This window comes from Candidatus Zixiibacteriota bacterium, assembly GCA_040756055.1.
Classification (GTDB): domain Bacteria; phylum Zixibacteria; class MSB-5A5; order GN15; family FEB-12.
Map to the genome: position 1 here is coordinate 112,255 of JBFLZR010000004.1, position 21,343 is coordinate 133,597.

A 21,343-nucleotide genomic window follows, 5' to 3' on the forward strand; every position below is an offset into this window, starting at 1 on the left:
CTTAAACTTTTCACCGAGCTTGACGCCCACCAGATTCGTGCTCACCCGTTTCCCTCGATGTTTTTCAAATGCTGTATCTGCGCCACAATGTCTTCCGCTATTATATCCACCGCCGGCCTCTGTCCGGAGGTCTCGTTATTTATAGCCTCTCTCATGCGGTCAAATTGTTCTGACTGTAGAATCTCGATGGCCTTGCCTACGAGCGAGTAACCGGCGAGATCCTTTTCATCGATCATCATCGCCATACCACGCTCAACATAGTCCTGTGCGTTCTTCTTTTGATGATCCCCGGCCGCGTACGGATAGGGAACAAGAATAGCCGGGAGACCGCACGCGGTTATTTCGGCCAGCGTAAGCGCTCCGGCCCGGGCTATGACAATGTCGGCGGCGGCGTAAACGAGATCCATTTCCTGGGCAAAGGGGAAAAGGGCGCAGTTCGAAGCCTTTTGTGCTGCCTTTACTTCTACCTCCTTGTAGTCCCTCTTCCCCGTTTGCCACAGTATCTGAACTCCCTGGTTAGTTTCTAATTTATCGAGGCTGTCTAAAACAGCGTTGTTGATTGCTCTGGCGCCCTGGCTGCCGCCAAGAACCAAAATGGTCTTGCGGTCGGGCTGCAGTCCGAATCGCTTGATTGCCGCAGAGCGGTCACCTTTTGAGATCGAGCTGCGCACCGGGTTGCCGGTAACTATCATTTTAGCATCGGTCTTCAAGTACTCTTTGGCTCTCTCGAAGCCGAGATAGATCTTTTTCGCTTTTCCGGCCAGTTGCCTGGTTGCCACTCCCGGTAAAGAGTTCTGTTCCTGAAGAAGGGTGGTAATTCCTTTAAACGCGGCCATCTTGAGCACAGGCCAACAAACGTAGCCACCCGTGCCAATGACTAGGTCCGGCCTAAACCGTGAAATGAGACGGCTCGACTTCACCAGGGCCGCGATGACTATAAAGGGCACCAACAGATTGACCAACGTGAACCCCCGGACAATTCCCCGCATGTTTATCAGGTGGAGCGGATAACCCAGCGAGTCACGCATTCTGAATTCAAGACCCCGTTTTGTTCCGACGAACAGTATTTCCACCGGCATTCTATCTTTGAGCATCTCGGTCACTCTATCAGCTATTGCAATGGCCGGGAACAGATGACCTCCGGTGCCGCCTCCGGCCAGGATAATTCTGGCTGTCACGTGGCCACCACCCTTCGGGACAGATTCAACAGCACGGCTATCGCCGCGCTTGATACCAGGAGCGACGACCCACCGTACGACATAAACGGCAACGGCAGACCGGTCACCGGAATCAGCGCTGTTACCACAGCGATATTGATGGAAATATTTATAAACAGCGACAGCGTCATGCCTGCCGCCAGCAAGTATCCGAATCGATCGGGCTGAGCCGACGCAATCTTCAGACCTCTCCACAGGATAAAGAACATGAGCCCGAGAACCACCAGCAGCCCCAGCATACCTACCTCTTCACCAATGGCGGCGAAAATAAAGTCGGTGTGCGGATAGGGCAGGAAAAACAATTTCTGCCGGCCTTCTCCGAGACCGGTTCCAAGTATGCCGCCGGACCCAAGCGTCAACGCGGCCTGTTTGACCTGGTAGCTCCCCTGCAGGGGATCTATCACGGAATTGATATAATCGATAATGCGAGCCTTTTTGTAGCCGAGAACGAAGACCATAAACGAAGCAGCCCCGATCATGGGTACAAACCCGGCAAGTAGGTGCTTCATGCGCGCGCCGGCCAGAAAGAACATGCCCAGCGCTGTCAGAAATATTACAATGGTTGTTCCCAAGTCGGGCTCGAGCACTATCAACGACATGCCCAATCCGAGAATCGGCACGTAGGGGAACAGAAGCTGTTTCAGGTCGGCCAAATTACGCTTCTGGTTGGAAAGCGAAAAGGCCAGATAGACAATCATCACGAACTTGAACATTTCCGACGGTTGCGCGGTGAGCGGTCCAAGCATCAGCCAGCGATGTGAACCGTTGCGGGCCGGCATCAGAAACACCAGCGACAACAAAAGCACAATCAAAATAAGAGCGGGAGCGGAATAGACCGACAGTTTCGGCAGATCGAATTTACAAATAACGAACATCGCCACCAGCGAGATCACCGCCCACATCATCTGGTTTTTGAAAAAGAAAAGATGCGAGCCAAACCGGCTCTCCGCCATTATCGAAGAAATGGAGTAGACCATGATGAGCCCTATGGCCACCAGGATCAAATAGGCGAAGAGGAGTTTCTCGTCGATTGTGCCATTTTTGCGAAAGCGTTTCATTTTAGTTTTTGCCGTTTTTCAAATTCCCCACGGCCTGCTTGAAGACACGGCCGCGATGCTCGAAATTCTCGAATTGATCGAAGCTGGCGCATCCCGGCGAGAGAAGTACGGTCTCTCCCGGACGGGCGGCCTCAAAACACATGTTTACCGCGGCCTCGAGATCAGGTGCGAACTGCACCGGGAACTCTTGCCCCAGCGCGTTGAATATTTTTTCCCTGGCTTCACCGATAGCAACGATCCCCTTGATCTTGCCTTTGCCGTAATCCGCGATAGTCTCGAAGACACCTCCTTTGTCTCGTCCGCCGGCTATGAGATGTATGGGAGTATCAACGGAACGCAGCGCGTAACATACGGAATCGACATTGGTCGCTTTGGAATCATTGATAAAGTTAACACCGGCTACGCGACCGACATTCTCCAGTCTATGCTCCACCCCCGGAAAGGTGCTCAGTACCTTCTTCATGTTTTCAATCGGGACACCGTAGAGCGAAGCCGCGCAGACGGCCGCCGCGGCATTCTGAAGATTATGCGGTCCCGGAATCATTATTTCCGAACAACGAATGACGCGGTGCTCTTCACCGTTTTTGCGCAGCCACAGAAATTCATCGCGTACGAAAGCCCCGGCTTGCGATGAATCACCGGTTGTGAAATAGCGTATGGTCGCACGGCTCTTTATCTCGGCCACATCAGTCCCGGGATCATCGAGATTCAGAATCAGCGACTGCGCTTTGGTCTGATTCTCGGTAATGCGGTATTTGGCCCGCTTGTAGTCCTCGAAGGTTCCGTGACGGTCAAGATGGTCCGGCGTGAGATTCAAAATCAGAGCCGTGTCCGGCGTGAAATCCGCTATGGTCTGAAGCTGGAAGTTGGAAACCTCGATAATCGCGACTCCATCCTCGCGAACTTTCGGAGCGATCTCGCTGAACGGCAGACCTATATTGCCGCCGACAAAGGCATCGAACCCGGCTGTCGAGAATATCTCTCCTATCAGAGTAGTCGTAGTGGTCTTACCGTTGGAACCGGTAATCGCCACAACCTTGCCGCGGCAGGTCCAGAAAGCGAACTCCACCTCGGAAAAAATCGGGATACCCTGTCTTCGAGCGCGATTGAGAATGTCTATATTCAGAGGCACACCCGGCGAGACAATCAGATAATCACAGCCGAGAAGCTTATCGGTGTGTCCGCCGGTTTCATAGGGGATGTGAACAGCATTGAGGCGTTCAAGCTGAGGGGCGAGTATTTTCGCGTCCTTGGAGTCCGAAACGAAGGGTTGTCCGCCGAAGTCATATGCCAGCAGGGCCGCCGCCACGCCGGAGCGCGCCATGCCGATCACGCCGATCTTTCGCCCGTTGATTCTTTCTTCCGTCGTCATCTTACTTTCAGAGTTGCCAGGGTTAAAAGGGCACACAACGCCCCGAGGATCCAGAATCTGACAACCACTTTCGGCTCCGGCCAGCCACTCAGTTCAAAGTGGTGATGTATGGGAGCCATTTTGAAAATCCGTTTTTTGTTTCTGAGCCGGTACGATCCTACCTGAAGGATGACCGACAATGCTTCCATTACAAACACGCCGCCGATAATCACCAGCAGCAATTCTTTCTTAAGCAAGATTGCGATCGCACCCAGCGCGCCGCCGAGAGCCAGAGAACCGGTATCACCCATGAAGACCTCGGCCGGATGAGCATTGAACCACAAAAAGCCGAGGGCGGCGCCAACGGCCGCTCCGCAGTAAACGGCAAGCTCGCCCGCGCCGGGGAGATACTCTATCTGGAGATAAGTCGAATAATCGAGACGGCCGCTCACGTAAGCAAAAACCGCGAAAGCCAAAAAGCAGATACCGCACAACCCGATCGCCAGACCATCCAGCCCATCGGTGAGATTCACGGCATTCGACGAGCTGGTGATCACAAGCGCAATGAAGGGGATATACAGTATGCCAAGATATAGGACATAGTTTTTGAAAAATGGTATGTCGGTAGCGCTATCGTACAGGCCGGCCGGCTCTAGGTATAAAAGCAGAAATCCGAACAGGAGCCCGAGCACAATTTGTCCGGCCAGTTTCTTTCTGCCGATCATTCCGCGCGGCTGGTTTTTGATAACCTTCAGGTAGTCGTCCATATATCCGATCAGGCCGAGCCAGACCGTGACAAGCACCACCATCAGGACCTTGAAATTCGTCAGATCGGCCCAGAGCAGAGTCGGTATAACGATTCCGCACAGGATGATCAACCCGCCCATCGTAGGTGTGCCGGCTTTCTTCTTGTGGCTCTCAGGACCCTCGGCGCGAATCTTTTCGCTCACCTGGTATTTCTTCAGAAGGCGAATAAACATGGGACCGAGAATCAGACAGATGAAGATGGCGGTGACCGTCGCGCCGGCAGTGCGGAAGGTAATATAGCGGAAGAGATTCAGACCGCTGATATACTTCGTCAATGGATACAGCAAATGGTACAACATCAGCGCGTCCCTCCCGGCTTCCCGAACGAGTTGAGAATCGCTTCAAGTCCTATCCCTCGCGAGCCTTTGATATACACAAAGTCCCCCTCACGCAAAAAGTCCTTCATTGCCTTCGCCGCGTCTTTGGCATTATCAAAATGAACGAGGGCGCCTTTGGGAACACCTGCCTTGAGCGCTCCATCCATAACATATTTTGACAACTCCCCGACAAGTACCGCCTTTTCGAAATATCCCGACGCCAGTTGCTTGCCGGCGGCGCGGTGATATTCGATCGCCTTCTCCCCGAGTTCAAGCATATCGCCCAGGATCACGACTCTTCGACCGGGCATCTTCGATTCGAAAAACGCCTTCAGCCCGGCCCTGACTGATTCCGGATTGGCATTGTAGCAGTCGGCCACGAAAGTGATGTTGCTCAGGACCGTTTTCTGGCCGCGCATCGGTGCGGTGTTGAGCGGAATATCGAGAGTATCCATACCTTCGAAAGAAAAGCCGAGTGTTTTGAAAGTAGCGTAAGCCGCAAGAAGATTGTAGATCTGGTGCGAGCCTACGAGCGGCAAATTGAACGAATAGCCATCGATAGCAACTATACTCGTTCCGTCTTCACGGGTTACCACATCATCGACCGTGAAATCAGCCCTGCTGTCGAGCGCGAAAGTTATGAAATTTTCACGTATTTTCTTGGTCTCCCGTACGAGTAAAGCATCATCCGCATTTATGATAACCGGAACTTCTGCCTTCGCTTTGCGCACGAGCTGAAGTTTTGCCTGCGCAACGGCCTCGATTGTCTTTAAGAATTCTAAATGCGTTGCGCCGACATTAGTGATTACAATCACGTCCGGATGAACAATATCCGCCAGTGTCGGCATCTCGACATCGGTCGAAATTCCCATTTCAACGACTACTACCCTGGCGTCTTTTGAGATCGCGAACAGAGCCAGGGGAACGCCGAAAAGATTGTTGAAATTGCCCGGTGACCGATAGGCGCGCGATTCGACGGCTTTTATTAGCTGATATGTTAACTCTTTAGTAGTCGTCTTGCCGTTGGAGCCGGTGATGCCGATGAACTTTGCCGTGAGCGAGTCGCGATAGGCCCTGGCCAGTTTTATCATCGCCTCGTGACTGTTGACCACTCCGACAACCGCCGTCCGACTGGCCATCTTCTCAGTGATCGGCTTGGACATTTCCGACACGACACCCACCGCCCCGTTACCGATTGCCTGCTCTATGTAATTATGACCGTCGTTGGTGTCGCCGCTGATGGCGATAAAAAGTTCACCGGGCTTGACCATACGACTGTCGATAGCGATGCCTTCAAAAGCGATATCGCCCTTGTCGTCGCCGTAAAGCCTGCCGCCGGTCAGATCGGCCAATTCTTTGAAACGCAAACTTATCAATTCTCCCGTTCAACTTCCGCTATTTGAATCGCATTTCCCGCAAAACGGTCTTGGCCTGTTCGGCGTCACTGAAATGATGCCGCACGCCGTGTATCTCCTGATAATTTTCATCACCTTTGCCGGCCAGAAGAACCACATCGCCCGGTTTAGCCATTTCCAAAATTGACTTTATCGCCTTGGTGCGATCGGGGAGGATCACATAGTTACCCCCCTGCAGCCCGGGCTTGATGTCTTCTATAATCGCCAATGGGTCTTCAGTGCGGGGATTGTCCGATGTCACCACGACGTAGTCGGCGCTCGTGGTGGCTGATTTGCCCATCATCGGGCGCTTACCCCTGTCGCGGTCACCGCCGCAGCCAAACAGAAGGAGCAGTTTCCCCTGGCTTATTTCGCGAGCCGATTGACACAACCGTTCGATAGCATCCGGCGTGTGAGCATAATCGATATAGATCGCGAACGGCTGCCCGGCATCAACATAGTTGAACCTGCCCGGAACCGGCGTGGCCGCTTCAAGACCTTTCACTATACTGTTCAAATCCGCGCCACAGGCTACCGCTCCCGCGGCCGCTGCAACTGCATTTATGAGATTGAACCTGCCGGGAAGGGCAAACCTGACTTTCGCGCTTCCTTTGGGAGTGACGAGATTAAAAGTCGTGCCGTGCGGCTCGATGTCGTAACCATCGCAGTATACATCCGCCTTACTGTCACTCAGCGAGTAGCCGATAAACGGAGTGGCAAGATTGTCCGGTAGCGACCTGAACTCGGGAACATCAAAATTTATGACAACGCGGTCATCCTCGTTGTCAAGCTTGCGGGCCAGAAGCGCCTTGGCCTGAAGATAATTTTCCATTGTCTCGTGAAAATCGAGATGGTCGCGGGTGAGATTGGTATACACGGCGACACTAAAGTCGATATTCTCGACCCGTCTGAGAACAAGAGCGTGCGACGAGACTTCGATGACAGCGTTAATACAGCCGTTGCCGACCATCTGCGACAGCAGCCGCTGAAGATCCAGCGACTCTGGTGTCGTGCGCCGGGCGCGAATAATCTCTTTGCCGTTGTTATATATCTGCGTCGTTATCATTCCAGTCTTCCGGGCGTAAGCTTCAAGAATTCCTCGAATCAAATAACACGTTGTCGTTTTACCATTCGTGCCGGTAACACCGCAGTTTTTGAGTTTAAGACCGGGGTAGCCATAAAAGGCGGCGCCAACATCCGACATCGCCTTTCTCACATCGGGCACGGTTACATGTGTTTCCACGAGGCTGCAACTTTCACGTTCACCCATCACCGCCACGGCTCCCGCTTCTTTCGCCTGAGGCACAAAATCGTATCCGTCAAGTTTGTATCCTTTGACAGCAACGAACAACCCATTTGGTTTGACCAGACGCGAGTCATATTCGACACTCTCGATTTTCAGGTCAGGATTGCCCTTTATCGCGGCGCCCGGTACTCGCTCTATCAGCTCTCTGAGCTTGATGTTTACCTCCTGCGGCAGGACGACACTCCAGCCTGCAAACCGGATTTTCCTTCAGAATTTCGCCGGGATTGATAGACTGTTTCACTACCCGGCCGTTACCACTAATTGTAAAATTTATACCGAGCTCTTTCAGAAAGGCCGATACCTGCCGTATGGAAAGGCCTCGCAGATCAGTCATTTTCTTACCAGCTTCACTGTCCGATGACACCAGCACGAGTACCTCATCGCCCTCGAACGCCAGTCTGTCTGCGGCGGGAAATTGCCATACCACAGAGCCTTCGGACTCCTGGCAACGCAACTGCAGTTGGTGATCCTCGGCCATCACTTTCGCCTGCGCGAGTTGCCGGCCAATCAGATTGGGAACCTCGACAGTATTGTTGAACTTGTCCGAGGTCTCCGCCAGCATCCGGTCAGGCGCGGAAAACAGGTCGGGATACATGATGCTATAGCTTTCAGCAATTCGTTTGAAACTGGGACCGGCCGTCAGCCCGCCATAGTGAACCGGCTGCGGCTCTTCATATACTATAATTCCCGCGACGAGAGGTTGCTCAAAAGGGAAGAAACCCGCGAAGCTGGCCATGTATCTGCTATTGGAGTAACAACGGTTGACGGGGTCAGGAATCTGTGCCGTGCCGGTCTTGCCCGCCATTGTCACCACCGAGGAATTCAGCACCTCGGCGGTTCCGCGCTCTACCACCCCTCTGAGAATAGATGCGAGTGTATCGGCGGTTGTCTGCTGAAGTACGCGATTCACGACCAGCGGCTCGGATTTATTCACGAGATTACCTTCCTTGTCGACATAGCCCTTCACCAGATGCGGTTGATACAGATACCCCCCGTTGGCAATAGCCGCAAACCCGTTGGCCATTTGCAGGGCGTTAACAGTCACCGAATGCCCCATAGCCAGGGCAGCTATGTTGTAATCCGACCAACGCGACGGTTTGTACAGCCGGCCCGAGGTTTCACCGGGGAGACTGACGCCGGCCTTCTGGCCGAGTCCGAAACTTTGAAGAGTCTCCAGAAGACGTTCTCCACCCTGCATAATCGCATACTTGGCTATACCGATATTGCTCGAAAGCTCCAGAACCTGCCGGAATTTGAGCCATCCATGCTTTTTGTCGTCGTGGAGTGTTCTCCGCCCGATCTTCCACGCACCGTCTTCACAATAAATGCTGTCGTCGTAGTTCAAGATGGTGTCTTCAATGACGCCGACAGCCGTGAACGCTTTGAGAATCGAACCGGGCTCAAACTGGTCGGACACCGCCCGCAGTTTTACCGGTTTGTCGGGGTTTTTTTCGGACGGGTCAAAATGAGCCATTGCCAGCACTTCGCCGCTGTTGCAATTGAGAAAGACCGCTACGCCCGATTTGGCTTTGTATTTTTCGACGCCGAAGCGCAATTCTTCTTCGACAATCTCCTGAAGACTCCAGTCAACCGTAAGCACCATCGACTCGCCCGGCTCCGGCTTGACCAGCGCCTGCTCTTCGATACGGAAGGTGTTGCGAAGACCGTCACGGCGTATATCCGCAAAACCATTCTTACCCGCCAGCACCGAATCAAAGCTCAACTCGACCCCCGCCTTCCCGCAGTTATCGACATCAGCGAAACCGAGTATCTGCTTGCCAATGAGTCCGAACGGGTAGTCTCTTTGTGTTTCGCTGCGAAGGAAAAGCCCGCCGGGAGCATCTGCCGCGATCCTTGCGGCCAAGTCATCATCAAGCATTCTTTTGATCCACCGGAATCGCTTTGGCTCAAGACCGAATCTTTTAACGGCGGTACCTTTCTGCAGATCGAGTACCCGCTCAACATACGCCGCCACGTGCCTCATCTCGGCCTTGTCCCGTGGATAAGCATAGAGTGATGACTTGGTGACATTGTTGGCCACCACCCGGCCGTTGCGGTCGTAGATAATGCCCCGGGAACCCGGGATAGGTACCTTGCCGGATGACTGACGGTTCACGATCTCACTGTACTTCGGAGACAAAAGAACCTGAAGGTGCACCAGTCGCGTCACGACGACGCCGAAAAACAGACACACCAGCACAAAGAGAAGTCCGAGTCTTAGTCTCTCCTGGCGTGTACGCGTCATCGATCAGCCCCTTCGATGTTTAACGAGTCGAGATTCAGGTCATCAACGCCACCCGCCATAGCGCTGTTTTCGGTTACCCGGGGGACATACTCTGTGACGCGATTGATCGCGTACAGCATGAGATCCAGGTCGTCCCTTTCGATATCCATCTTCTTCGCCTTTTCGGGGACGAGTGTGAACAGTCGCTCCGGGTCCACTCGTTTGAGCCCAAGGGTGTCGGAGGCATATTTCTCGATACGAGCGGCGGTGGAGAGAACAGCTATATCGGCATATACTTTTTTCTTGAGGTCAATGAGTTCGGCGTTTTCATTCTTGAGCGCTCCCACTTGCTTGACCAGTTCAACGACTTTAACGCGTTGCCAGATGTGGACACAGGCGGCCGACAACGAAACCGTCAGCAAAAGCGCCACAGGGAAATATCGATGAGATCGGATCCGGTTGAATATTGACGATCTGATTTCTACCGTCTCTTTGAACTTGCGGATAGTCTCTTTCATGCTGCGATTTTCTCGGCAACTCTCAGTCGCGCCGATCGGGAACGGGGGTTTCTTTTCTCTTCCTGCTCTGTTGCTGTCACTGCTTTACGCGTCAGTATCTTCAGCGACGGTTTCACGCCGCAGACACAAATATCAAAATTATCCGGACAAATGCAGCCCTTGGCTTGCTGCTGGAAAAAGTGTTTGATCGCGCGGTCTTCAAGGGAGTGGTAGGATATAACCGCCAGTCTTCCGCCGGGCTTCAGATGCGCAACGGTTTTGGGGAGTACGTCGGTCAGGTGCCCCAGCTCGCGATTGACCGCGATGCGAAACGCCTGAAAAACCCTGGCCAGTGATTTTGTCTGGTGTGGTTTTTTTACTACCGAGAGAACGATGTCTTTTAACTGAGCGGTGGTGAGGACCATGTTCCTTTGTCTTTCCCTGACTATTGCCCTGGCAATGCGTCCGGCGCCTTTCTCCTCGCCGAACTCACTGATAATTTCGGCCAGTCTGATTTCGCTCAGACTGTTTATCAGGTCCGCAGCGGTCTCTCCGCCGGATTCAGCATCAAAACGCATATCCAGCGGCCCATCGAACCTGAAAGAAAACCCGCGAGCCGGGTCATCCAATTGCAGCGATGAAATCCCGAGATCCAGAAGGATTCCATCGAACATCCTGTCATCGAAATCTTCCACAACAGAATCGATTCCGCTGTAGGAGGAACAAACGATAGCTCTAAGCTGGGGACACCGTTGCAGGTTTTTCTTTGCCAACTCAATCGCCGATGCATCTCTGTCCAATCCATATAACCGGGCTTCACGCGCCACGGCCTGGCTTAAAGCTTTGAGATGTCCGCCCGGACCGACGGTTAAGTCTAAATAGGCTCCATTCGGTTCTGTCGCGAGGTAGCGAACCACCTGCTCTGCCAAGACAGGTTCATGCCCGCTATTACTCCCCTTCGTGCCCATCCGCGGAAAAGAGTCTTTCGGCGACTTCCTCGTAAGTACCGGCGAACTGCTCCAGGTAGTACTGGTAGCGTTCAGGGTTCCAGATCTCGATCCAGCGGTTAACGCCGATAACCTGCAACTCCCTCTTGAGTGAAGCTTCTTCGACTAAGTGGGATGGGATCAAAATCCGGCCGTTACGGTCGGGCGACACCACTTGAGCCGACGAATAAAACCGCCGGCCAAAATACCGAAAATCTCTTTTGGTGAAGTTTAAGGAAGAAAGACGATTCTGAATTTCAGCCCACTCCATCTCGGGATAAAGTGAAAGACAACCCTCCAACCCCTTCGTGATTATCAAATTCCCTTCAAGGAGAGGTTTCTTGTCAGCCCCGATGACACTCCGAAGCTTTGCGGGAAGAGCAAAACGCCCCTTGTCATCCATGGTTGTCTGATATTGGCCGTAGAAGCCGCTCAAAATATCCTCCACTTTGCACCACTTCCTACCAAAAGCAACCCCATTATTCACATTTTTACCACTCAAGTCAAGATGTTTTTTGGGCAAAAATTAAAAAAAGAAGGTCGCTAAACCTCAACCAATCAATGAATAACAAGCGGACATTTTTACGAATTTTTTAAACCATTGCGGCTGATACAATCAACTCGGAACTATTTTCCCTTGACAATTTCAGTCAACTGCGCAAATCCCGTTAGAATATCGATTTATATCTACACTTTTTTGAAGCGGACAAACGGGCAACTCATGCGCTTTCCAGATTCCGCTGCGCAAGCGCTTACGATTCAATCCCTTAACCAAACACTCCAAAGCAACTTTCAAATTCGGACGATGGCGGGCAGGTTGCACTTCTAATAGCCAGTTCAGGCTGAAACAGAGGAACTACCATGAAACTGACCACAATTATCATCGCGACCATACTTCTCATCTGCGGATTGTCTTTCGCCGACCAGGCCCCGACCATCACGCTCGACGACTCTTACGCCGAATTTGAACTTTCGCAGCGCGGCAAGTCTGACGAACTGAATAGTCTTGTAGTACTCGGCCTGAACACGACAGTACCGGCAAAGAGGTATATCATTGAAGTCGCCAGTGAAGTGGCTCTGTCTGACATCTCTTGGAAAATCCACGATCGTGTCTGTCTTGGGAGTGTTGCCTCTGGCGAGGAGTTGTTTGATATCCCCACCGCTGAGAGCTACAGCAGCTATGCCTCTGCTATGGCTTACCGAAACACTCAAAATCTTGCCTCGGTACCGGTGCTGCCCGTAGCTGTGACAAAATCGGGCGACAAGACAATCGCCCACCTATGCGTTTTCCCGATTACGATCGATGATGACGGCCTGGTCTATCTGAATAAGAGCCTGACCATTTTCATCGACACTACCCCGGTAGCACCCGCGCAGCTCATCGAACAAGACGATTTCTCTTATGAGCCTGCCGACAGACTTTCAAGCGCGCTTACAGGTAGTCTTCAAACGCAGACGGACTATCTGATCGTAACATCGAGCGACCTGCGTCAGTCAGCCGAGGTTCTCGCGGCATACAAAAACTCCATTGGAATCACCTCGAGAGTTGAGGTTATTGACGACATCCTCGTCGCTGTCTCCGCCCGAGATGATGCGGAACGATTACGGGAGTACATGAAGGTTTTCTACGCCGAGGGCGGTCGATATGTTCTACTGCTGGGGGACGAGACACAATTGCCCGTTAGATACGCCTACCCGTACAATGTCCCCACGACGCCCACGCTGGACCAACTGCAGATATGTGATCTTTATTTCGCCGACCTGACGGGCAATTGGGATGTTGACAACGATGGTGTCTGGGGCGAGAGATATGTCGACCAGGCCGACATAACGCCGGAGTTGATGGTCGGCAGGCTTCCGTTCAACACCAGCGAGGAAGCCGGCGCGTATATCGACAAGCTGATTGGCTATGAAACCAATCCCGGCGGCGGCAACACTTCTTATCTTGAAAAGACTTTCTTTTTCTCTTCGGACCAGATGCGCGATTACACCGATGGCGGTCAGCACCATCAGATCGCACTGGCGTACCCCGATTATTTCGTTATAGATACGATCAACGGTGTCGAACTCTCTCGCGGTGATGATCCCAGTCCGACAAACACTCCAGCCGACCAGCTCGAGGGGGTGCTTTCCGATGGATACGGAATTATCAATATCGTGGCCCACGGACGAAACGACGCGTTCGGCGTCAAGACCGCCTATTATAACGAATGGCCCAAGTCGTATTTCATGGCCGATGCCGACGGCAGCGCTCAGGGAGATCTGCGCCGTCTGACGCCGAATAACATGACATCGCTGTACTACTCCCTCGCCTGCGACAATGGTGGTTTTGACATGGATCAGCCTCCGTTCAATCAAACTCTTCCCAATATCGTTCAGACACTGCTTGGCCTGCCCGACGCAGGAGCTATCGCGTTCGTGGCTAACTCCCGATGGGGTTGGGTTTCCAGCAGTTACTTGCTGCAGAAAGCGTATTTTGAATCTCTCTTCGCAAATCCGGAGAACCCGGCGGTACATGCCCTTTACGATGCCAAATTAGCCCTGCCATATTACTACGACCAGGTTTACGGGCTCAACTATTTCGGTGACCCGACGCTAAAGATTTACACCGACGCCCCGAGTCTATTATCCGTTACGACGGCGCTCGCGGACGGCTCTCTTGCGGTCACGGTCGCATCCAGCCATGGTAAAATCCAAAACTGCCAGGTTCTGGTCAGCGAGGATGGCAGTGTCGTTTTCAGCGGTATCACCGACGACAATGGGACGCTTACGGTAGATTATGATTTTGTTAGGGACAAAGAATATGTCGTCGCCGCCATAGCGACCGGCTACGCTATCGGTCGGGTGACTTTCACACCCACGCTCACCACTGATGTGGAAGATGAAATTCAAATACCAACGGGTTTCGCGCTCACTCAGAATTACCCGAATCCGTTTAATCCATCTACCACGATTGAATTCGCCTTACCGACAAGATCCGCGGTCACCCTTGAGGTGATCAACATTCTTGGACAGAATGTCAGAACACTGTTGAACGAGTCGTTGAGCGCGGGTAGCCACTCGGTGAATTGGAACGGCAATGATAAAAACGGCGCCGCGGTGGCCAGCGGCGTGTATTTCTACAGGCTGACTACGGAAACCGACTCGGCTGTTAGAAAGATGATACTGGCTAAGTAGCAGGGGATTTTTCTGAGATTCTTGTAATAAGATCCGCGAATCGCTTGGTCATCGCGGAACTCGAATATTTCGCGGCATAAGGCGGACCTGGCCGGCAGTTGGATTCTTCCCGAGCATGGCTATCAATAGCGCTAACGAGATATTCCACACATTCATCGAAATTGTCATCGTCAAACCCGATGCCGTTGCCGGTTTCTTTCACGAGACGGGCAACCTCGCCATCTCTGTCAACAGCGGCCAGAATCGGCCGACCGGAAGCAATCATGTCAAATAGCCTTCCCGGAACGATCCCTTTGCCAAAAGTGGAGTCCAGACCGATATACAACATCGAGGAAGCGGAAAGGCACCTTACGGTCTCCTCTCTCGGAAGAAAGCCCCGCCGGTCGCATCTCTCTTTCAGGTCGTACTGCTCCAGCAGTGAGTCTAAGCTGTCCAGGTTAACATGCCCCACCTGCATTATTCTCACCCGTTCATACGCGTGAGGGGCTTTCGCTTTCAGCGCCGCGACCAGTTTCAGTAATGGCTCTACAGGTCTGAGTTCATCTATGGTCCCCAAAACCCCGATCACGAAATGTTCTCTTTGAGGGCGTCCCCACAATCTGGCCCGGTCTTCATCGAAACTGTTATGGATCACCTCGCCTCTCCCGAGGTAATCCGCTATGGCCGGATTCGTGACCGTTACAGCCGAAGCGGCGTCGGTGATAGTCTTCAACAAAGACTGCGCTTTTTCGATTTGCGACCGGGACACGAACCAATCTTCGGCCTTATACCCGGTCCAGAAATCCCTGAAATCGGCAATCCATGGCAGATTGAACTCGCCGGCGAGTTTCATTCCGATTAGATGCGTCGAAATCGGCGGCGAGGTGGAGACAATACAGCTGTAATTTTTATTCTCAATTAACACCCGGCCGAGGTTGATGGCGGGTTTCACCCAGCCGATTTTCGGGTCGGGGAAAAAGCGATCCGATACCTTCTTCCCTCTGCTGATGGTGGAATCCTTGATTTTTCTCATCCCCAGAAGATACATGATCCTCTGCGGGTCGCGCGAGCCTGAGCGGTATATGCGTGCTTTATCAAGATCGGCCAGGAGTTCTTTCTCGTAAAATCGATATGCCACGGGCTTTACGGTGAGAACATCGCACGTATAGCCAAAATCCGAAAGTCGTCTAAAAAGAGTCAGTGGCCGTCCCACACCGGCTCCTCCCAGAGGAGGAAAGTAATAGCAGATTAACAGGACGCGACCGTCAGCCATACCGCGCGCCTTCCGCCAGCTTCTTCATGATGGAGATTTGCTCCGCCACATTTTTTTCGAACACGGCCTTTTCTTTAACGCGCGCCAGATTGTTGAGCCGCGCATCATCCAGAGCAGCCGGGTCTTGCATAATTCGAAGAATAATTTCGGTCAATTGATCACCATCGTTCTGCCGGAAAAGGAAACCTGACTGCGGCGTCAGCCATTCGCGCACGCCGGATATGTCGGCGCATATCGGAATGAGCCCGAGAGCCATCGATTCTATAAGAGTAACAGGCGAGGAATCAGAGAACGCCGCCGACAGATAGATATCATGCTCGGCAAGAAATTCGATAAATCGGTCACGGGGCTTCTTCTCATAAAGCGACAGCCGGTCACCGACATGTTCGTGGGCATACTTTTTGAAGTCGTTCACCTGCGAGCCGAAATTCGGAAAAGTCAGTGTTACTTTGCCTTCCATCACCAGCGGCGCCAGCGCCTCGACAATAAAACGGTTGTTGTAAATCTCCTCGTGCGCCCGGGGAATTATGACTCTAACCGGTCGATTCAACTCGTACGAATCCTTGTGCAACTCAAGAAATTTCGCCTCGATCCCCCAGGGTATTACCGTCGCATTCGACAGAGGGGCAATTCTGACGGCCGACTGAATCAAATACTCGGAGTCGCCGAAAACGAAATCAGCCCTCCTGAGGGCATACTTGGTCTTCCATCGATGCAGCCGGGATTTGTACGGGACTATCAGTATATCGGAACCCCAAAGATTCAATGCGACCGGTGTTCTCCCGGCGGCCGCTGCCGCGACAAAACCATAGCCGGAAGCATAGTGCGCGTTGATAACATCAGGTCGGAATCTCGTGATAGTGCGCTTTACCTGCGGAACGGACAGGGCATAATGAAGTGTGCGAAAAGGGCCGATCCTGTTCAGCAACTCATCGAGAGCCGAACCTTGCTCGAGAGATACGACCAGAACTTCCACGCCCTGTCGTTTCAGTTCCCCGGCAAACCTTTCAGCATGGAACGTGCCGGCATCGGCCAGCATCATCACTCTAAACCCGCTATCGTTCACAGCAGCTTACCCAGACCTGACTTGAGAAAGTAGCACTTGTAGTGATGCGGCTTGCTACCCCACTTTTCTTTATATTCGGTCAATCCCCCGGCGTCGAAAGGACTGCCTCCCAGGTTGAGCTTCTTTATCCCGCGCTTCGCCGACTCTTGAGCCAGTCGACAGAGCAGATACTGATTGGCCTTAAGATGCGAGAAAGCTTTATCGTAGTATACCTGCCAGTTGAGCACCATATCGCGCTCGATAAAATTTATATGCGATGTGACCGGCTGTTCATCTCGTTCGCACCACCACCATATTACCCTATCATCCTTTTCGGCCAGTATCGCCAGCGCCTCAAAAAACTCCCTGCTGTACCTGGGGCGCCGGCTGTGGCGTTTCTCGGTCGCCGTCATCAGTGAGAGAAATTTTTCCATATGCCGTTCGGCATCGAACGCGCAGTAAGATACCTCCTCACGTTCCGCCTTGCGAATTTCCGACTGTATTTTTTTGTCCGGAGGGACCCAATCCGCTGAGCGTATATCTGCCACGAGCGTCATGCATTCTCGTTTGCGGTAGCCGACCACACCATCGAAACAACCATCATAATCGTGAATGAATGTTTTGGCATAACCCGCCTTCGCCAATTCGTGGGCAAGCAAACGGCTGGTCGCCCGGTTATCAGCCGGGTGATGGTACGAAAAGAAAATGCAGCCGTAACAACCGTCAGGCATCGACTGAAACCGTTTTAACGGGCGGTGTCCGAACTCCACTCCGGGCATGAGGGCAACAATGTCTTCATCATGGCGTGCCACCCAGAAAACCGGTTCGCCTCCCATGGGCCGCCAGAGTTCCATAAATCCCGGTGAAGCGAAAAACGAGTCTCCGGTAAGCCCCTGAACCTTGTCGGCCGAAAGCTTTGCCGGTTGTACACGAGAAATTTTCATTACTTGCGAACCAGTAGAAATTTACCCTTCCCCACCTTACCTTCGTCATCGGTTATGACGAAGACATAAACCCCCGAAGCGACATCCTTCCCCCTGTCATTTTTGCCGTCCCACGGTAGATTGACGGATGTCTGCCGGACGAGTTCACCCGCCGCATTGAAGATGCGCACGCGACCATCAGCGCCATAATTGAAATTCAGCCGGTCCGCGGCATCATCTATCACGAAAGGATTGGGAAATGCAAGAACCTGCTCAACATCGAAAACAGGCTGGCCGATATCTGAAGGCACATAGGAGAACCCGGAACTGGTCGCGATATAGATATCACCGGTAAACCAGTCGTAGGTGATGCTGTTGATTACATCCGCCACAATCTCGCTGTTGAGGGTGTTGTACACCTCGAACTCGCCTGTTATGGCGTCAAGCGTCACCAAACCATCTATAGTCCCCACCCACAGATTGCCCCGTCCGTCGAACTCGAGGCTGGTAATATTGGAGCTTACTTCAGCCGGAAGGGTAACATCAACAAAACGGTCAATTCCCGCATCGTATCGGGACAAACCGAAAGTCGTCCCCACCCACAGCACTCCATCGGGGGAGTATTTCAAGGTCTGCGTGCTGTTGGAAATAAGCAGCGAGTTCTCGCGCGTGAGGTGCTGACACGTAATGTTAGCGCCCGAAGGATCATCACCGACATCGCAGATATAAACTCCGTTTCCCTCGGTGGCCACGGCGAGCCGCCCGTTGTACAAATCCAACGAACCTACGTATATATCGTTCAGCCCGTTTCCGACGCCAATTGAATCCCAGGCAGACGGATTGTCCACATCGTCGATATCGCAGAACACCACCGGATAATCATTGAGAGCGCGATAGCAGGAAGCATACAGGAAATTGCCGTCGGTCACCAGACCGGTGATAATCACGTATGTTTGGCCGTTCGGCGGATTGTCGATATTGCCCCGCATGGTAGAGTTGTTTTCGTCATAATTCTTGAGTGTGTCACCGTCATAGAACCACAAACCGTTGCCGATAGTCCCCATCCAAAGATAATCCGACGAGTCCGTCATAAGCAGAGTGGTACCGCCGCGCACCCAAATACCGTATTCATCCCAAACGCTATCGATATAGCTCGCGAAACTGACAACCCTGAATCCGGCCGATACGATCCCATCTCTGTTGACAGTGATATCGCTGATTTCATTCGCCGGAATGCCTGTGTAAGGATACTCCAGATAGACGCCGGTATGATTCTCGTAGATACCATCCGAAACAGCCACCCACCGGGTGGCGCCGTTGGCAACACCGGTGATAGCCGGCGAGGGAAGGCCGGCGGTGGAAAGATTCACCAGACCGCTTCCGCCTGAATAGTAGTCAATGTGTCCGCCGGCGGAATTGCGGTAATAAATAAACAGACTGTCGCGCTCGAGTTTTATGCCATAAACCGTGACCGCATCACCCAATGCCACCGACGCGAAGGATGTGTCCACATCGGCCTGAAGCTGATGGACTCCGCGCGGGGTAGCCACATACATGCCGGATTCATACCGCACCACGTTGATAATCGAGTCCGAACGGAGTTCGGGGTAGCCGGAGATATCGAAACCGGTCCAGCTTGAGGGAGATTTTAGAAGCGACGGATTACTTCTGTCAGCCACTGCCAGACCTGCCGAAGTCGCCACCCAGATAGAGTCACCGACAAGCAAAATATCGAACACAGCCGGCGAGGGATTCAGATCATCGAACAATTGATAACTGTCCTGTATCTGCCCGTCATCAATCGTCTTGGAAAACAACACCAGTCCCAGGTCGGTCCCGACCCACAGATTATCGCCATCGTCCACCACCCGGCGAAGCCTGAACAGGTTATCATCGATATCGAAAAACAGATATTGTCGGCTGCTTTCATCGCTGAATTTTATCAGCCTCCCGAATCCGGCGACCCACTTTTGCCCCGAAGCATCCTTGATTATATCCGTAATATCATTCGTTCCCAGGCCTTCGAGATTGGTATACTCCTGTCCCGCTGTTTGGACGTCCGTGATAGCGAGAATGCCGCCCGAAGTGGCAACGTACAGCGTGTCATCAATCGGGACCATTTTGCGGATAGATTTGAAAGAAGTATAATTTGTCCAATCGGTGTTACGCCCCGCGGCGCTTGTCGCCAACACCAGCGAAGCGATCACACCGAGTAGCAAAATACTCTTTATGCGATTATTTTTCTCAGCAGCCATAACACAAACAATATACAAATTGTAGACAGCGTTATCAACAGCGACCAAAGACCGATCACATCACCGTATCTGGTGAAAAACGAATACTCATAAAGGGGTTCTACCTTCCCGATTAGCGCGGCAACCTCGAACAAGTTCAACTTTTCACGTACTCTTCCGTAATCATCAACGATATATGTTAACCCGCTGTTGGCCACTCTGGCGCACCACGAGCGATTCTCGATAGCCCGCGTGATGAAAATACGTGAGTGCATGTGAATGCCCACCGAGCTCCCGAACCAGGTGTCATTGGTAATACCGACCAGGAAATTGGCTCCCTTCCGAATAGCTCTGCGCGAAAACTCCGGGAAGGTTGATTCGAAACATATCAGGACCCCGTATTTGTAGTCATCGATTTCGAACAGCACCAGAGAGTCACCCGGAAGGAAATCCGACCACCACTGAACATCATAGCGATCAATGAACGTGAGATACTTGCGAAGGAACTCTTTCTTCATGAACGGCAGCTTGTCCTGATAAGGCACCTGTTCCGAGAACGGCACCAGCTTGACCTTGTCATGTCTACCGGTAATCTCCCCCGCGGGATTGAATTGGTAACAGGAGTTGGTGTATCGACGTCTCCCCTCGACCATATTCGTCCCCAAAGCGCCAATCAAATGATATGTCCCCGACCTCCGGACAATACTGCTCACCCACCTGACACATCCCTGGTCATCCGAGAGATAGCACGGTGCCGATGTTTCCGGCCAGATGCAGAGCATGACTGAATCGTCCTTGACCGAACGGGCGAGCGAGTCATATAAATTGAAACTGTGCCCGGCGTTCCCCTCCGCCCACTTGACATTGATCGGTACCGAACCTTGAAGCAGGGCGACATCGATTGACCCCGGCGTCGGATATTTGGGCACTATTATCCATCCATAAGCCACCAGCAAAAGCACGACAGCGCCGGAGATGAGGGCCGATGTCAATCTTCGTTCCGGTGAAAGCGATTTTCGAAAGACCTGCCATAGAAGCACGTTTACCGCGACTATTATGAAAGACAACCCGTGCACCGATAAGACCGAGACAATCTGGATGACATACAGGTAGTATGATTGGCTGTAGCCGAGGTCGTTCCACGGGAAAGCAAACTGCGACAACGTTCTGAAATATTCAACACCCACCCAAAAAAACGGCAGGGCGACCATGCCGAGTAGCGGTTTGATGTGATAAACTCGATTGAAAATCATCAGCATGGCAGCATAATAAAACGCAACGATCACAACTGCTGCCAACATTCCCGGCAGGGTAACCAGAGCGACCCAATACAGTGCGAAGAGGAGGAAGAAAAAGGAGAAGAAATAAGAGGCGTTAAAGGCTTCACGTCCCCGCAGCGAGGCTATGATCATAAATGGCCTCACCAGCGCGAGCCACGCCAGAAAGCCAAAGAAGCCCGGATAAAACGACAACGACAGCAAGAACGACCAGACCATCAGTTCCAGCCGACGTTTGCGAAGGTCTATATCCGCCGGAACAAAAAATCTGCCGATTT

The 21,343-nt window shown here is 52.5% G+C and carries 16 protein-coding genes; 1 reads left to right on the plus strand and 15 read right to left on the minus strand.

Features of this window, described 5'->3' with window-relative positions; all coding sequences use genetic code 11:
- Positions 1–41 precede the first annotated feature (41 nt).
- Genes murG through mraZ form a run of 10 tightly spaced genes read right to left on the minus strand, consistent with a single transcriptional unit; the run spans position 42 to position 11,593 of the window.
- Entirely contained in the window at positions 42–1,178 is a 1,137-nt protein-coding gene (gene murG / locus AB1483_08745; GenBank protein ID MEW6412544.1) for an undecaprenyldiphospho-muramoylpentapeptide beta-N-acetylglucosaminyltransferase, read from the minus strand.
- Positions 1,175–2,275 carry a putative lipid II flippase FtsW gene (gene ftsW, locus AB1483_08750; GenBank protein MEW6412545.1) on the minus strand — a complete coding sequence of 367 codons (1,101 nt, stop codon included), beginning with the start codon at positions 2,273–2,275 and terminating at the stop codon, positions 1,175–1,177. The genes murG and ftsW overlap by 4 nt, the downstream gene beginning before the upstream one ends.
- A 1-nt stretch (position 2,276) precedes the next feature.
- Positions 2,277–3,647: a UDP-N-acetylmuramoyl-L-alanine--D-glutamate ligase gene (gene murD / locus AB1483_08755; GenBank protein MEW6412546.1), complete on the minus strand. Its 1,371-nt coding sequence runs from the start codon at positions 3,645–3,647 to the stop codon at positions 2,277–2,279.
- Complete coding sequence (gene mraY, locus AB1483_08760; protein ID MEW6412547.1) at positions 3,644–4,732, minus strand: phospho-N-acetylmuramoyl-pentapeptide-transferase; 1,089 nt, start codon at positions 4,730–4,732, stop codon at positions 3,644–3,646. Before mraY ends, murD begins: the two co-directional genes overlap by 4 nt.
- Positions 4,732–6,117, minus strand: coding sequence for a UDP-N-acetylmuramoyl-tripeptide--D-alanyl-D-alanine ligase (gene murF, locus AB1483_08765; protein ID MEW6412548.1), 1,386 nt, complete (start codon positions 6,115–6,117; stop codon positions 4,732–4,734). The genes mraY and murF overlap by 1 nt, the downstream gene beginning before the upstream one ends.
- Positions 6,118–6,145: 28 nt before the next feature.
- Positions 6,146–7,651, minus strand: a complete 1,506-nt coding sequence (locus AB1483_08770; GenBank protein MEW6412549.1) for a UDP-N-acetylmuramoyl-L-alanyl-D-glutamate--2,6-diaminopimelate ligase — start codon at positions 7,649–7,651, stop codon at positions 6,146–6,148.
- On the minus strand, positions 7,548–9,695 hold the full coding sequence (locus tag AB1483_08775) for a penicillin-binding transpeptidase domain-containing protein (protein MEW6412550.1): 2,148 nt from the start codon (positions 9,693–9,695) through the stop codon (positions 7,548–7,550). Before AB1483_08775 ends, AB1483_08770 begins: the two co-directional genes overlap by 104 nt.
- The gene (locus AB1483_08780) at positions 9,692–10,192 is read right to left on the minus strand and encodes a hypothetical protein (GenBank protein MEW6412551.1); all 501 of its coding nucleotides are present in this window, start codon (positions 10,190–10,192) and stop codon (positions 9,692–9,694) included. The genes AB1483_08775 and AB1483_08780 overlap by 4 nt, the downstream gene beginning before the upstream one ends.
- Positions 10,189–11,139, minus strand: a complete 951-nt coding sequence (gene rsmH, locus AB1483_08785; GenBank protein MEW6412552.1) for a 16S rRNA (cytosine(1402)-N(4))-methyltransferase RsmH — start codon at positions 11,137–11,139, stop codon at positions 10,189–10,191. The genes AB1483_08780 and rsmH overlap by 4 nt, the downstream gene beginning before the upstream one ends.
- The gene (gene mraZ / locus AB1483_08790; GenBank protein MEW6412553.1) at positions 11,120–11,593 is read right to left on the minus strand and encodes a division/cell wall cluster transcriptional repressor MraZ; all 474 of its coding nucleotides are present in this window, start codon (positions 11,591–11,593) and stop codon (positions 11,120–11,122) included. Before mraZ ends, rsmH begins: the two co-directional genes overlap by 20 nt.
- Positions 11,594–12,018: 425 nt before the next feature.
- Between mraZ and AB1483_08795 the strand changes: the two genes are divergently transcribed.
- Positions 12,019–14,334 carry a C25 family cysteine peptidase gene (locus AB1483_08795; GenBank protein MEW6412554.1) on the plus strand — a complete coding sequence of 772 codons (2,316 nt, stop codon included), beginning with the start codon at positions 12,019–12,021 and terminating at the stop codon, positions 14,332–14,334.
- On the opposite strand, the gene AB1483_08800 is transcribed toward AB1483_08795, so the two are convergent.
- The 5 genes from AB1483_08800 to lnt are packed head-to-tail and all read right to left on the minus strand — an operon-like array spanning position 14,327 to position 21,284.
- Complete coding sequence (locus tag AB1483_08800) at positions 14,327–15,586, minus strand: hypothetical protein (protein MEW6412555.1); 1,260 nt, start codon at positions 15,584–15,586, stop codon at positions 14,327–14,329. The genes AB1483_08795 and AB1483_08800 overlap by 8 nt on opposite strands.
- The gene (locus AB1483_08805) at positions 15,579–16,652 is read right to left on the minus strand and encodes a glycosyltransferase (protein ID MEW6412556.1); all 1,074 of its coding nucleotides are present in this window, start codon (positions 16,650–16,652) and stop codon (positions 15,579–15,581) included. The genes AB1483_08800 and AB1483_08805 overlap by 8 nt, the downstream gene beginning before the upstream one ends.
- Positions 16,649–17,575, minus strand: coding sequence for a GNAT family N-acetyltransferase (locus AB1483_08810; protein MEW6412557.1), 927 nt, complete (start codon positions 17,573–17,575; stop codon positions 16,649–16,651). The genes AB1483_08805 and AB1483_08810 overlap by 4 nt, the downstream gene beginning before the upstream one ends.
- Complete coding sequence (locus AB1483_08815) at positions 17,575–19,809, minus strand: two-component regulator propeller domain-containing protein (GenBank protein ID MEW6412558.1); 2,235 nt, start codon at positions 19,807–19,809, stop codon at positions 17,575–17,577. Before AB1483_08815 ends, AB1483_08810 begins: the two co-directional genes overlap by 1 nt.
- On the minus strand, positions 19,782–21,284 hold the full coding sequence (lnt, locus tag AB1483_08820) for an apolipoprotein N-acyltransferase (protein MEW6412559.1): 1,503 nt from the start codon (positions 21,282–21,284) through the stop codon (positions 19,782–19,784). The genes AB1483_08815 and lnt overlap by 28 nt, the downstream gene beginning before the upstream one ends.
- Positions 21,285–21,343 lie beyond the last annotated feature (59 nt).

Coding starts and splice junctions, on each gene's coding strand:
- ftsW (MEW6412545.1), bottom strand. CDS start 2,275: ATGAAACGCTTTCGCAAAAATGGCACAATCGACGAGAAACTCCTCTTC.
- murD (MEW6412546.1), bottom strand. CDS start 3,647: ATGACGACGGAAGAAAGAATCAACGGGCGAAAGATCGGCGTGATCGGC.
- mraY (MEW6412547.1), bottom strand. CDS start 4,732: ATGTTGTACCATTTGCTGTATCCATTGACGAAGTATATCAGCGGTCTG.
- AB1483_08775 (MEW6412550.1), bottom strand. CDS start 9,695: ATGACGCGTACACGCCAGGAGAGACTAAGACTCGGACTTCTCTTTGTG.
- AB1483_08780 (MEW6412551.1), bottom strand. CDS start 10,192: ATGAAAGAGACTATCCGCAAGTTCAAAGAGACGGTAGAAATCAGATCG.
- rsmH (MEW6412552.1), bottom strand. CDS start 11,139: ATGGGCACGAAGGGGAGTAATAGCGGGCATGAACCTGTCTTGGCAGAG.
- AB1483_08795 (MEW6412554.1), top strand. CDS start 12,019: ATGAAACTGACCACAATTATCATCGCGACCATACTTCTCATCTGCGGA.
- AB1483_08800 (MEW6412555.1), bottom strand. CDS start 15,586: ATGGCTGACGGTCGCGTCCTGTTAATCTGCTATTACTTTCCTCCTCTG.
- AB1483_08810 (MEW6412557.1), bottom strand. CDS start 17,575: ATGAAAATTTCTCGTGTACAACCGGCAAAGCTTTCGGCCGACAAGGTT.
- AB1483_08815 (MEW6412558.1), bottom strand. CDS start 19,809: ATGGCTGCTGAGAAAAATAATCGCATAAAGAGTATTTTGCTACTCGGT.
- lnt (MEW6412559.1), bottom strand. CDS start 21,284: ATGGTCTGGTCGTTCTTGCTGTCGTTGTCGTTTTATCCGGGCTTCTTT.